The sequence below is a fragment of the Ruegeria sp. F5 genome (assembly GCF_056533845.1).
The window spans coordinates 206,300-219,763 of sequence record NZ_JBQFOU010000006.1; the positions used below are offsets into that span (position 1 = coordinate 206,300).

General features: G+C 62.8%; 11 protein-coding genes. 3 read left to right on the forward strand and 8 right to left on the reverse strand.

Going from position 1 to position 13,464, the window contains the following annotated elements:
- Positions 1-9 precede the first annotated feature (9 nt).
- The 6 genes from ACR0K1_RS11690 to ACR0K1_RS11715 are packed head-to-tail and all read right to left on the reverse strand — an operon-like array spanning position 10 to position 6,576.
- Positions 10-942, reverse strand: a complete 933-nt coding sequence (locus tag ACR0K1_RS11690) for a 2-hydroxyacid dehydrogenase (protein ID WP_480850709.1) — start codon at positions 940-942, stop codon at positions 10-12.
- 15 nt (positions 943-957) lie between these two features.
- Positions 958-2,097 carry a rod shape-determining protein RodA gene (rodA, locus tag ACR0K1_RS11695; protein WP_480614326.1) on the reverse strand — a complete coding sequence of 380 codons (1,140 nt, stop codon included), beginning with the start codon at positions 2,095-2,097 and terminating at the stop codon, positions 958-960.
- Positions 2,094-4,043 (reverse strand): penicillin-binding protein 2, encoded by a 1,950-nt coding sequence (mrdA, locus tag ACR0K1_RS11700; protein ID WP_480614329.1) that lies wholly within the window; start codon positions 4,041-4,043, stop codon positions 2,094-2,096. The genes rodA and mrdA overlap by 4 nt, the downstream gene beginning before the upstream one ends.
- Complete coding sequence (locus ACR0K1_RS11705) at positions 4,040-4,576, reverse strand: rod shape-determining protein MreD (protein ID WP_480850712.1); 537 nt, start codon at positions 4,574-4,576, stop codon at positions 4,040-4,042. Before ACR0K1_RS11705 ends, mrdA begins: the two co-directional genes overlap by 4 nt.
- Positions 4,569-5,471 (reverse strand): rod shape-determining protein MreC, encoded by a 903-nt coding sequence (mreC, locus tag ACR0K1_RS11710; RefSeq protein WP_480614334.1) that lies wholly within the window; start codon positions 5,469-5,471, stop codon positions 4,569-4,571. Before mreC ends, ACR0K1_RS11705 begins: the two co-directional genes overlap by 8 nt.
- A 58-nt stretch (positions 5,472-5,529) precedes the next feature.
- The gene (locus ACR0K1_RS11715) at positions 5,530-6,576 is read right to left on the reverse strand and encodes a rod shape-determining protein (protein ID WP_480614337.1); all 1,047 of its coding nucleotides are present in this window, start codon (positions 6,574-6,576) and stop codon (positions 5,530-5,532) included.
- A 155-nt stretch (positions 6,577-6,731) separates the two neighbouring features.
- Between ACR0K1_RS11715 and ACR0K1_RS11720 the strand changes: the two genes are divergently transcribed.
- A complete protein-coding gene (locus ACR0K1_RS11720) occupies positions 6,732-7,517 on the forward strand; it encodes a 23S rRNA (adenine(2030)-N(6))-methyltransferase RlmJ (protein ID WP_480614340.1) in 786 nt (261 codons plus the stop codon).
- Between the two features lie 77 nt (positions 7,518-7,594).
- Here ACR0K1_RS11720 and ACR0K1_RS11725 read toward each other — a convergent pair whose 3' ends face one another.
- Entirely contained in the window at positions 7,595-9,163 is a 1,569-nt protein-coding gene (locus ACR0K1_RS11725) for a 2-isopropylmalate synthase (protein WP_480850714.1), read from the reverse strand.
- Positions 9,164-9,438: 275 nt separating this feature from the next.
- Between ACR0K1_RS11725 and ACR0K1_RS11730 the strand changes: the two genes are divergently transcribed.
- On the forward strand, positions 9,439-10,104 hold the full coding sequence (locus tag ACR0K1_RS11730; RefSeq protein ID WP_480850716.1) for an SDR family NAD(P)-dependent oxidoreductase: 666 nt from the start codon (positions 9,439-9,441) through the stop codon (positions 10,102-10,104).
- Between the two features lie 4 nt (positions 10,105-10,108).
- Here ACR0K1_RS11730 and ACR0K1_RS11735 read toward each other — a convergent pair whose 3' ends face one another.
- Positions 10,109-11,593 carry a 2-isopropylmalate synthase gene (locus ACR0K1_RS11735; RefSeq protein WP_480850784.1) on the reverse strand — a complete coding sequence of 495 codons (1,485 nt, stop codon included), beginning with the start codon at positions 11,591-11,593 and terminating at the stop codon, positions 10,109-10,111.
- Between the two features lie 153 nt (positions 11,594-11,746).
- On the opposite strand from ACR0K1_RS11735, the gene ACR0K1_RS11740 reads away from it, so the two are divergent.
- Positions 11,747-13,405 (forward strand): NAD+ synthase, encoded by a 1,659-nt coding sequence (locus ACR0K1_RS11740; RefSeq protein WP_480614348.1) that lies wholly within the window; start codon positions 11,747-11,749, stop codon positions 13,403-13,405.
- The last annotated feature ends 59 nt before the right edge of the window (positions 13,406-13,464 follow it).

Sequence of the window (13,464 nt, forward strand, 5' to 3'; positions counted from 1 at the left end):
GACGGGCCGTCAGTATCCCAACTGGCGGTCCACCAGATGCAGGAACGGCTCGCCTGCCTCACCGCGCCGGATGTTGTCGCAGATGACCTGCGCGGCGGTCACCGGGCGGGTTTCCGAGGCGATATGCGGCGTGACCGTCACGTTGGGATGTGCCCAATAGGGATGTTCCGGCGGCAAGGGCTCAACGCGGAACACGTCCAGCGTGGCGTGGCCCGCCTGACCCGAGTTCAGGGCGTCCAGCAGCGCCTCATCGTCGATCAGCGGCCCGCGGCCCGGATTGATGATCTTTGCGCCTTTGGGCAGCAAGGCCAGCGTTTCGGCGTTCAACGTATTCTCGGTGGCGGGCGTATCGGGCAGCAGAAGGATGACGATTTCGGCCTGTGACAGGGCTGTGCGCAGCCCCTCGGGCCCGCTAAGGCAGGTCACGCCGCGGATATCCTTTTGCGTCCGGCTCCAGCCCGTCACCTGAAAACTCAGCGCGGTCAGCGCTTCGGCGGCGGCTTGTCCCAGTGACCCCAATCCCAGCACGCAGACACGGCGCTGGGATGCCAGAGGCGGGGCGTCGGGTGTCCAGACACCGTCCTGAACTGTGATGTGTTTATCCATGCCAAGGTGATAGCGCAGCACATGGCCGACGACCCATTCGGTCATGCCCTGTGTCAGCCCGTGATCCACCATCCGCGCCAGCGGAACGGTCAGGGTTTCATTGCCCGCGATCTGCTCGACACCGGCCCACAGGCTCAGAACTGCCTTGAGGCGTGTGTAGGGGGTGAAATCCAGCAAGCCGCTATTGGGGGCATAGACGATGTAATCGACCTGATCCGGGGCAATCTCAGTGGCCAGATTGAACTCCAGGCCCGCGTCGTGCAGGCCTTGCGACAAGAGCGGCTCGTAGATCGGCCACAGGGCAGGGCGCGCGGAAAACAGGACGTTCACGGGCATGGAGGGCCTTTCAGATCAGCGGGGACGGTGGATATGGGCGCTTTGCACGATACCGAAGGCGGCCATCAGAACCAGCATCGCCGACCCGCCATAACTGACCAGAGGCAGCGGCACGCCCACAACCGGGGCCAGTCCCATCACCATCGACATGTTGACGGCAAAGAACAGGAAGAAGTTCAGCGCGATGCCCAGCGTGACCAGCGACGAAAACCGGTCTTTGGTCGACAGCGCGGTGACCATACAAAAGACCAGGATCAGCGCATAAAGCACCAGCAGAGTGATGCCGCCGACAAAGCCGAACTCTTCGGCCAGTGTGGTGAAGATGAAATCGGTATGTTTCTCGGGCAGGAAGTTCAGGCGCGACTGGGTGCCCTGCATGAAGCCGCGCCCATTCCAGCCGCCTGACCCCAAAGCGATCTTAGACTGGGTGATGTGATAGCCCGCGCCCAGCGGATCGGTGGAAGGGTCGAGAAAGGTGTCGATGCGGCGGAACTGATAGTCCTTCAGCAACTGCCACTCGGTCCCCCGGCTATTGAACACCGTTGCGATCAGCCCGACAACCGCCGCAATCACGGCGGCGAAATAGGCCCAGTGTACCCCGGCGAGGAACATCAGCCCCCCGCCTGCGGCCAGCAGCAGGATCGAGGTGCCAAGATCCGGCTGGCGCAGGACCATGAAGGTCGGGATCAGGATCAGAATGACCGGGATGATCACCCATAAAGGGCGCGAGGTTTTGTGCGATGGCAGCCAATCGTAATAAGCCGCGAGCAGCATCACCAGCGTGACTTTCATCACCTCAGAGGGTTGCAGCCGCATGAAACCAAGGTCGATCCAGCGCTGCGCGCCCATGCCGATGGTTCCAAACAGCTCGACAAACACCAGCAGGGCGATCGATCCGAGATAGGCCAGAACCGACATGTTGCGCCAGAACCAGATCGGCACCAGTGCGATGATGAACATGGCCGTCAGGCCAAGGCCAAAGCGTTCCATCTGCGGCTCGGCCCAGGGCCGCCATGACCCGCCCGCCACCGAAAACAACATCAGAAATCCGGCGCTGGCGGTGCTGATCAAGAGCAGTGTCAGCGGCCAGTTCATATACAGAAACTTGCGAAACCCCGAAGGCGTGGATTTGACCGCATATTCAAGATAGCTCATGCGCGGTCCTTTTCACTGGGACGCGCTTTGGGGCGGCGGTCGCCCTCGAGCCGTTTTTGCTGTTCCTTGATGCGGTCGCGATCCCCGACCGGATAGGCCTCGAGCGGAGGCGTGCCGTTATAAAGCGCCTGCAGCATGATATCGCGCGCCACCGGGGCCGCCGCCTTGGACCCGCCGCCGCCATGTTCGACCACAACCGCAATGGCGTATTTCGGGTTGTCATAGGGCGCGAAGCTGACGAACAGCGCGTGGTCGCGGCGTTCCCACGGCAGGTCTTCGTTGCGGATTACGCCTGCGGCCCGTTCGGCCTTGGTGATATTGCGGACCTGGCTGGTGCCGGTTTTGCCCGCCATGCGGAAGTCATCCGCGATGATGCGGCTGCGATAGGCCGTCCCGCGCCGGTCGTTCGAGACGGACCACATCGCCTGCCTTATGTACTCAAGATTGGTGGGGCTGATATCCAGCGGTTCCCCCGCACCTGACGGCTGTTCGACCCCGTTGATCGACCGCACCAGGCGGGGCGCGACGGCGCGACCGGTCGCGATCCGTGCCGTCATCACCGCAAGTTGCATGGGTGAGGCGAGCATGAACCCCTGCCCGATCGACGCGTTGGCCGTATCCCCGATCAGCCATTCCTCGCCATGAACCCGGCGCTTCCATTCCTGATTGGGGGCCAAACCGGCGCGTACGGCGGACATGGGTATATCGTGCTTGATACCCAGCCCCAGAGTGCGCGCCATGTCCGAGATCTTGTCGATCCCGACCTTTATCGCGACATCGTAATAGTAAACGTCGCAACTGCGTTTCAGGGACGTGTTGAGGTCCACCATCCCATGCCCCCCGCGTTTCCAGCAGTGGAAGCGGCGGCTGCCGACCTTCAGGTGGCCGGGGCAGTAGACGGTGTTGCCGGGGCCGATGACCCCGGCCTGAAGCGCGGCCAGCGCGGTGATCATCTTGAAGGTCGAGCCCGGCGGGTATGTGCCCTGCACGGTCTTGTTCGCCAGCGGGCGGTACTTGTCCTGCGTCAATATCTGGTAATCCGCGACCGAGATGCCGCGTACGAACAGATTGGGATCGAAACTGGGGGCCGAGGCCATCGCCCGCATGTCACCGGTTTCGCAATCAATGACGACGGCGGCGGCGCTTTCCCCGGCCAGTCGGGCCTGCGCATATTGCTGCAGGTCCGCATCGACCGAAAGCTGCAAGTCCGCCCCCGGCTGACCTTCCTGCCGGTCCAGTTCGCGCATCACGCGCCCGGTGGCGTTGACCTCGACGCGTTTGGCACCGGCCTTGCCGCGCAGTGAGATTTCCTGTTTCGCTTCCAGCCCCACCTTGCCGATCTGGAACCGGGGAATGCGCAGCACCGGCTCGGGGTCTTCGATCTGGCTGAGGTCATAGTCGCTGACCGGGCCGACATAGCCGACGATATGGGCGAAATCCTCGTAGCGCGGGTATTGGCGCGTCAGGCCGACCTCGGGCGTGACGCCGGGCAGGGCGGGGGTGTTGACGGCAACTTTCGAGATATCTTCCCACGTCACCTGATCGGCCAGCGTGACCGGCAGGAACGGGGCGGTGCGGCGCATTTCGGTGCGGGCGCGCTCGATCTCATCCTCATTCAGCGGGATCAGTTCGGACAGTTTGGCGATCACCTTGTCCACGTCGCCCGCATCCTCGCGCACGATCACGATGCGGTAGGACGGCGAGTTCTGGCTGATAATCTGCCCGTTCCGGTCGTAAATCCGGCCCCGGTTTGGCGGGATCAGGCGGATATTGATGCGGTTTTCCTCGGCCAGCAGGCGGTATTCATCCGCCTGATCCACCTGCATGAACCGCATGCGCGCCGCCAGCCCGCCGACAAACGCGGCCTGCAACCCGCCCAGAACCAGCGCCCGCCGTGGCAGCCGTTTATAGGCCAGTCCCTGAGATTTGGGTTTGCGCTGTTTCATACCCGCGACCCCACTGCGCTTGCATCCGCCGAGGACATGCGGCGGATGCCAAAGACGCTTTGGCTGAGCCACACGATCAGCGGATAGGCCAAAACGGTCAGAACCAGTTGCACGACCACCGGGGTCAGTGCGGTTTGTTCAACGGACAGAACGGACAGGACAATGCGGTTAGTCAGAAAGATGGCGGTGATCACGACAGCGACCGAGGTCCACTCGCCCACGAAACCGGCATCCCGCATTCCGGGGGCCGCAGATCGCAGGTAAGCCGCGCCGATCACCACCAGCGCCGCCATCAGGCCGGGCGGGCGTTGCAGCAGCAGGTCCGACATCAGCATCGCGGCGGCAATCAGCAGGGTCGGCACATAGTCCGGTCGCCGCAGGACCCAGGCAAAGGTCAGCGCGATCAGAATGTCGGGAAATGGCCAGCGATCCGGCGGCGTGTTCAGTGGCAGCAGGTGCAGGAACAGCACCAGAACTGTCAGACACACGTAAAGCCCGCGCATTCCCCAGTTGTGAGAGGCCGGTTTATCCATCCACGGCCTCCTCGGGGGTCAGGGCGGCTTCGGGGCGTGCGGGGCCGACGATGCCACCGGGGTCGTTGATGTGCGGGGCTGCGTTAAAGCGCAGAACCCGCAGGAATTCCAGCCGTTCGAAATCGGCCGACAGGCGTACGCGCAACCGGCCACCGGGATCGGCGGCGATCTGTCCGATCAGCAGACCGGCGGGAAACACGCCGCCGTCACCGGAGGTGATCACCCGGTCACCGGGGCGGACAAGCTCGCGGTTTTCCAGAAACTCGACGGCGGGGGCGGGGGTGTTGTCGCCCTTGATCAGGGCGGTCTGGCCCGAGGGCTGAATGGTGGCCGGTATCGCGCTTGAGGCATCGGTCATCAGGATCACCCGCGCGGTGTCCGCGCCGACGCCGGAAATCCGCCCGACCAGCCCGATCCCGTCCATCGTGGCCCAGCCATCGACGATCCCGTCGCGTTCGCCCACATTCAGCAGAACCGACTGCCGGAAGGGCGAACCGCTATCGGCCATCACGACGCCGGTGATATAAGTCAGACGCGGATCGAGGCGGACGTTGTTGAGGTCCAGCAGCCGCGCGTTTTCCTGCTCCAGCTGCAGGGCAGCCTCTTTCCAGGCGCGCATCAGGCGCAGCTCGCTGCGCAGCTCGCGGTTCTGCTCGCTCAGCCGCTGATAGCTTTTGAAATCGCGGATCAGGTTCACGGTGGCGGTGACAGGCACCATCGCCCATTCCATCGAGGGCACAACCTTGTCCACCACCTGCGCGCGAAAACGTTCCACGCGCGGGCTGTCGATGCGCCAGACCAGAAAGATACCCAGCAGGCACAGAACGACGATCCCCAACAGCAGGCGGCGCAGGGGGGTCGTGTATTCGTCGCGCTGTGATCGGTCTTTTGCCACAGGTTACCTTCCCGTGCTGCTCGTGCCGAATTTACCCTATGTGCAAAGGGTGCGCGCCTTAGCTTTCGTAGTCAATCGCGTGGCGCAGCTGTTTTTCATATTCCAGGGCTTTGCCGGTCCCCAAAGCCACACAATTCAAGCTTTCGTCAGCAATCGACACGGCCAGGCCGGTCTGTTCGCGCAGAGCCAGGTCCAGATCGCCCAGCAACGCGCCGCCGCCGGTCAGCATCACGCCCCGGTCGACGATATCCGCTGCCAGATCGGGCGGCGTGGTTTCCAGCGCGGTCATCACCGCCTCGCAAATCTGCTGGACGGGTTCCGAAAGCGCCTCGGCCACCTGCGCCTGACTGATCTCGATTTCCTTGGGGACACCGTTCAGCAGGTCGCGGCCCCGGATATGCATCGACTGGCCACGGCCATCGTCGGGCATCCGGGCGGTACCGATGGTGGTCTTGATGCGCTCGGCGGTGGATTCGCCGACCAGCAGGTTCTGCTGACGGCGCAGGTACGAAATGATGGCTTCGTCCATCCGGTCTCCGCCCACGCGGACCGAGCGGGCGTAGACGATGTCACCCAGCGACAGCACCGCCACTTCGGTGGTGCCGCCGCCGATATCGACGACCATGTTGCCGGTCGGGTCGGTGATCGGCATGCCCGCACCAATCGCGGCAGCGATGGGTTCCGCGATCAGGCCCGCGCGGCGGGCACCGGCAGACAGAACCGACTGGCGGATTGCGCGCTTTTCGACGGGTGTTGCGCCATGGGGGACGCAGACGATGATCTTGGGCTTGGAAAAGGTCGAGCGTCTGTGCACCTTGCGGATGAAATGCTTGATCATTTCCTCGGCGGTGTCGAAATCGGCAATCACGCCTTCGCGCATCGGGCGGATCGCCTCGATCGAGCCGGGGGTTCTGCCCAGCATCAGCTTGGCGTCCTCGCCCACGGCCAGAACCTTCTTCACGCCATCCTTGACGTGATAGGCCACGACCGAGGGTTCCGACAGGATCACACCGCGCCCTTTGACATAGACCAGCGTGTTCGCTGTCCCGAGGTCAATTGCCATGTCCGCTGTGAACAGGCCGCCCAGATTGCCAAAGATGCCCATGTTTTCCGTGATCCTGTATGTCGGTTTTTCTACTGCCCGCGACTCGACGGTTCCGGGACGGATGCCTTATAGGGTGCCAACACGCCCGATAAAAGGGTTGATTCCGCGACAATCAGCACCTTTCCGCCTTATTGATAGGGACTTTAGAAGGCAAAATGCTCTCATATCAACACATTTACCACGCGGGAAATCTGGCTGATGTACAAAAGCACGCTTTATTGGCGTGGACGCTGGATTACCTGACGCAAAAGGACAAACCGATCAGCTATATCGAGACGCATTCGGGGCGCGGTTTGTACCACCTGGACGCGGCCGAGGCTGTGCGGACAGGCGAAGCCGCCGCCGGGATCGCACGCGCGCAGCGCGAGGGCTGGTTCGGCCCCGAACATCCGATGGCGCGGGTGCTGCAGGCGGTGCAAGATCGCCATGGTGCGGCGGCTTATCCGGGATCGCCGCTGATTGCGGCCAACCTGTTGCGCGCGCAGGACAGTCTGCACTTCGCCGAGCTGCATCCGCAGGAACACGCGGCGTTGTCTCTGGCGGTGTCGCCCTTCCGGGCGAAAGTGTATCCGCAGGATGGGTTTGCGCTGGCGCAGTCCCTGCTGTCACCGACACCCCGGCGCGGTATGCTGCTGATTGATCCCAGCTATGAGGTGAAGGCGGATTACGACCGCCTGCCGGGGGTGATCGCCAAACTGCATCGCAAGTGGAATGTCGGGGTGATTGCGCTTTGGTATCCGATCCTGACGGATGCGCGCCACAGGCCCATGATCGCGGCCCTGAAATCCGCGGGCTACCCAAAGACGATTTGCCACGAGGTGACGTTCCCCCCGGCGCGCGAGGGGCATCGGATGGTCGGATCGGGCATGTTCGTGCTGAACGCGCCCTTTGGACTGGTGCAGGAGGCTGAACGCCTGACGGCTTTGTTCGCCCGGCTCTGAGCGGGTGGCGGGGGGCCTGAAACTTCGAAAGTTTCAGGCACGGTTTCTTTTCAAGAAACCGGTCCCACCCGCCGCGCTCAGGTCAGGTCTTTGTAGCTGATCTCGCGCGCATCCGCACCCGGACCGGCCTTTTCGCGGCGCACGATCAGACGGTTCAGCGCATGAAGATAGGCCTTGGCCGAGGCAACGACCGTATCGGTGTTCGCCGACTGGCCGGTGGCGATCATGCCGTCCTCTTCCAGACGCACCGAAACCGTGGCTTGCGCGTCGGTGCCTTCGGTCACCGCATGGACCTGATACAACTGCAGATGCGCCTTGTTCGGGTAGATCGCGCGGATCGCCTTGAAACTCGCATCGACCGGGCCGTCGCCGTGTTCGGTGGCGATGACATCCTTGCCATCGACCTCCAGTTCCACGGTCGATTCCGCCTGACCGCCTGTGCCGCAGGTGACTTTCATCGACACCAGTTGCAGGTGATCATCGGCCTCGTCCAGGGTCATCAGGGCGATCAGGTCGTCGTCGAACACCTCTTTCTTGCGGTCGGCCAGATCCTTGAACCGCACGAAGATGTCCTTGAGCTGGTTGTCGCCAACTTCAAACCCCAGCGTTTCCAGCTTGTCGCGCAACGCAGCGCGGCCCGAGTGTTTGCCCAAGGGCAAAGACGTGCCCGACAGGCCGATATCCTCGGGGCGCATGATCTCGAAGTTTTCGCGGTTCTTCAGCATCCCGTCCTGATGAATGCCGCTTTCATGGGCAAAGGCGTTCTTGCCGACGATGGCCTTGTTGAACTGCACGTTGAAGCCCGACACGGTCGCGACGCGGCGCGAGATATGCATGATCTTGGTGGTGTCGATGCCCGTATTCCACGGCATGATGTCGTTGCGGGTGCGCAGCGCCATCACCACCTCTTCCAAAGCGGTGTTGCCTGCGCGCTCACCCAGCCCGTTGATGGTGCATTCGACCTGCCGCGCGCCGCCCGCGACGGCGGCCAGCGAGTTCGCCGTCGCCATGCCCAGATCGTTGTGGCAATGGGTGGCAAAGATGACCTCATCCGCGCCCGGCACCGTTTCGATCAGGCGTTTGATCAGGTCGGCGGATTCCATCGGGGCCGTATAGCCCACCGTGTCAGGGATGTTGATCGTGGTCGCGCCCGCGTTGATCGCAATCTCGATCACGCGGCACAGGTAATCCCACTCGGTCCGCGTCGCATCCATCGGCGACCATTGCACGTTTTCGCACAGGTTGCGCGCATGGCTGACGGTTTCGTGGATCTTGTCGGCCATCTCATCCATCGTCAGGTTCGGGATGGCGCGATGCAGCGGAGAGGTGCCGATGAAGGTGTGAATGCGGTTCTTGCCCGCGTGTTTCACCGCTTCCCAGCAGCGGTCGATATCGGCGAAATTGGCGCGGGCCAGCCCGCAGATGCGGCTGTTCTTCGACCGTTCGGCAATCTCGGTGACCGCCTTGAAATCGCCTTCGGAGGCGATGGGGAACCCGGCTTCGATGATGTCGACGCCCATCTCGTCCAGCAGCTCGGCAATCTCGAGCTTTTCGTTGTGGGTCATGGTTGCGCCGGGGCTTTGTTCGCCGTCGCGCAGCGTTGTGTCAAAGATCAAGACGCGGTCTTGGTCGGTCACGTTTGTCATGGGATACTCTTTCTTCTTCTGTCCTAAAGCCTATGGCGCGCGGGCGTCCTCCTCTGAGCGGGCGCGCCGGTTGGCACGCTCAGAGGCGGATTAGGATCAGTAGGCCACGCAGAGACGCACCGCGAAGGGCGGTGGCGGCAAAAGGGATATCTGCGCGGTTGATCATGCCGTCAGGTTATACAGCCCGCGCCGGGAATGAAAAGAACCAAATTGCAAGGGGCTGCTTCCCGCGCGTTGCATGTTGATTGCCCGAGTGATGCCGCTAGGTGTGGGGCATGAAAACGGCACTGATCATCGGCGCGACGGGTGGCATCGGCGGCGCAATTTGCGACCGGTTAGTGGCAAAGCAGGTGGCGGTGACGCGGCTGTCCCGGTCCGTTGATGGGTTCGATCTGACCCGACCGGATGCGGCGCTTGGGATACTGGACGCGCACCCCGGCCCGTTTGACCTGGTGCTGGTCGCCTCGGGCGCGTTGGAAATCAACGGAGCGGAGCCCGAAAAGACCCTGCGCGCGGTGTCGGCACCGGCGATGATGGATCAGTTTGCCCTGAACGCTGTCGGCCCGGCGCTGGTTCTGAGCCGGGCGCAACGTTTGTTACCGCGCAAGGGGCGGTCGGTCTTTGCGGTGTTGTCGGCGAGGGTCGGGTCGATCGGGGACAATCGCGCGGGCGGCTGGGTCAGCTATCGCGCGGCGAAGGCTGCAGTGAACCAGATCGTGCATACGGCGGCCATCGAACTGGCGCGCACCCATCCCGACGCGATCTGCGTCGCGCTGCATCCCGGAACGGTCAAAACGGCGTTTACGCAGAAATACCTTGGCAGGCACCCGGCGGTCGAGCCGCAGGACGCTGCCGGAAATCTGCTGAATGTGATCGGGGCACTGACACCTGCCGATACGGGCGGCTTTTTCGACTGGGCCGGGAAACCGGTGCCGTGGTGACGGCTCAGCCGTCGGATGGTTCGGTTGTTGCGTCGTCTTCGGCGTTCTCGGCTGCAGGGGGCTGATCTTCTGCCTCGGTCGCGTCAGAGGCCGCATTTCGGTCAGGCAGCTCGTCATTCTCCCAGACGCCCGATTCCTCCTGCCCGTTGGCGTAGCGCATGGTCCCTTCGCCCTGACGTTTGTTGTCGAGGAAGCCGCCCTCGTACACATCGCCGGTGCTGTAGGTGGCTACGCCAATGCCGGTGATCTTCCCCCCGGCCCAATCGCCGGTATAGGTGAAGCCGCCGGGCGTTGTGATGGTGCCAGTGCCATGGCGCTTGCCATCAAGGAAATCGCCTTCGTATTTGGTGCCGTCCGAAAAGCTGGACTTGCCTTTGCCCTGCCGGACGCCCTCGACCCAGTCGCCTTCATAGCGATAGCCGTTCGCAAAGGTGATGACGCCGGTGCCGTGGCTGACCGCGTTGCGGAACTGGCCGGTATAAACGACGCCGTTTGGATAGGTTGCCTTGCCGGTGCCTTCGAAAACGCCGGCAATCCATTCTCCGTCATAGATCGTGCCGTTGGGATAGGTGTTCTGTCCCTTGCCGTGCGGCAGGTCGGCGCTGAGCTCGCCAATATAGGTCGCGCCGTCAGGATAAGTGATTTCGCCGAAGCCTTCGATCTGGCCATCCGCCCAGTCGCCGGTATAGCGGTAGCCATCGGTGCCTACGAAAGTGCCCTTGCCGTGGCGGTTGTCATCCACATAGTCGCCTTCGTAGGTATTGCCGTTGGCATAGATCTCTTTGCCCTTGCCCTGACGGCGACCCTCCAGCAACTCGCCCTCGTAGACATCGCCATTGGCAAGTGTCAGCCGCCCGGTGCCGGTCATCAGGTTGTCCACCCATTGCCCGTCATATTCGATGCCGTCGGATTGCACCAACCGGCCCTTGCCGTGGCGCTGGCCGTTCTGCACCTCGCCCTCGTAAACCGAACCGTCGGCCAGGGTGATCTTGCCTGTGCCCTGTTTCGCGCCGTCCAGCCAGTCGCCTTCATAGGTATAGCCGCTGGGATCGGTCAGTTTGCCCTTGCCATGATGGCGGCCATCTTTGAATTCGCCCTGGTAGCTGACCCCGTTGGCGTATGTGGCAACGCCGGTGCCGTTGATCGCACCACCGGCCCAGTCGCCTTCGTAGCTGCCGCCATTGGCATAGGTGATCTTGCCGCGCCCCTCGGGCTGGCCCTTGGCAAAGGTGCCTTCGTAGATCGACCCATTGGCGAACCGGGCGATGCCTTCGCCCTGAATCTCGCCCCCGACCCATTGGCCGGTGTATTCGAACCCGCTGGGCAGACGATAGGTGCCGGTCCCGTGGCGCAGGCCGTTTTCAAACGTGCCTTCGTAGACGCCGCCGACCTCGTCATCCTTGATGATAACATCTGCGTTCTGCGCGGCGGCGAAACCTGCCGCCACGGCCAGAATCCCTGCGGTGACTGAGATGCGGATCACGTTCATGGTTGCTTCTGCCTGCCCGGTCATCTTTGTTGCTTTCCCGCGCGCAAAACTAGGGCACTGCACCGGGCAGAGCAACGGGTTTTGCCGCATTGGTCTTCCACTCGGGCGGTGATCTGCTAAATGGCAATAGAAGGACGAGGGCAAGAGGGCAGCATGGCCGACCGTTTCCGCATTACTCTGGCGCAGCTTAACCCCGTTGTCGGGGATATCGACGGCAACGCAGCCAAGGCGCTGGCCGCCTGGGAAGAGGCGCGCGCGGAAGGGGCCGATCTGGTCGCCTTCCCCGAGATGTTCATCACCGGCTACAACACGCAGGACCTTGTTATGAAACCGGTGTTTCACCGCGCCGCCATGGCTGCGGTCGAGGCGCTGGCGGCGCAATGCGCCGAAGGTCCGGCGCTGGCCATCGGCGGGCCATGGGTCGAAGGCGAAAGCCTGCACAATGCCTATCTGATCCTGAAAGGGGGCCGGATCACCAGCAGGGTGCTGAAACATCACCTGCCGAATGAGACGGTTTTTGACGAGGTCCGCCTGTATGACTCGGGTCCGCTGGGGGGGCCCTATTCTGTGGGCAATTCCCGAATCGGCAGCCCGATCTGCGAGGACAGTTGGCACCCTGACGTGGCCGAAACGCTGGAAGAGACCGGGGCCGAGTTTCTGCTGATCCCCAATGGCTCGCCCTATTTCCGCGACAAATACGATGTGCGCCTGAATCACATGGTCGCCCGCGTGGTCGAGACCGGCTTGCCGCTGATCTATCTGAACATGGTGGGCGGTCAGGACGATCAGGTGTTTGACGGCGCCACCTTTGGCCTGAACCCGGGCGGCGAACTGGCTTTCCGCATGCCCGTCTTTGATGAGACCATCGCCCATGTCGATCTTGAACGCGGCGACGAAAGCTGGCGGATCGTCCCGACTGAGGTTGTGCCGCAACCCGACGCGTGGGAGCAGGATTACCGCGCCATGGTGCAGTCCCTGCGCGACTACATGGGCAAGACCGGCTTCAAGAAGGCGCTGCTGGGCCTGTCAGGCGGGGTCGATTCCGCGCTGGTTGCCGCCATTGCGGTGGATGCGATCGGGGCCGCAAACGTGCGCTGTGTGATGCTGCCCTCGGAATATACCAGCCAGTCCTCGCTGGACGATGCCGAGGCGGTCGCCAGGGCGCTGGGCGTTCACTATGACTTCGTGCCGATCTCGGACAGCCGCGCCGCGGTGACCGACACGCTGGCGACGCTGTTTGCCGGGCGTGACGAAGACCTGACCGAGGAAAACATCCAGTCGCGCCTGCGCGGCCTGCTGCTGATGGCGATCTCGAACAAGTTTGGCGAGATGCTGCTGACCACCGGCAACAAGTCCGAGGTCGCGGTGGGGTATGCCACGATCTATGGCGACATGAATGGCGGCTACAATCCGATCAAGGACCTGTACAAGACCCGCGTGTTCGAGACCTGCCGCTGGCGCAACGCCAATCACCGCGACTGGATGATGGGCCCCGAAGGTGAGGTCATTCGCCCCTCGGTCATCGACAAGCCCCCCAGCGCGGAATTGCGCGCGGATCAGAAAGACAGCGACAGCCTGCCGGACTACCCGGTGCTGGACGGGATTCTGGATATTCTCGTCGATCAGGACGGCTCAATTGCCGATTGTGTCGCCGCCGGGTTCGACGAAAGCGACGCCCGCCGGGTCGAGCATCTGATCTACATCAGCGAATACAAACGGTTCCAATCGGCCCCCGGAACCCGCCTGACCAGCCGCGCCTTCTGGCTGGACCGGCGCTATCCAATTGTGAATCGCTGGCGGGATCGCGGCTGAATTTGCTCAAATTAAGGGACAGTGCGGGCCGGGAATCATCGACTGTTTCCGTTTCCTTT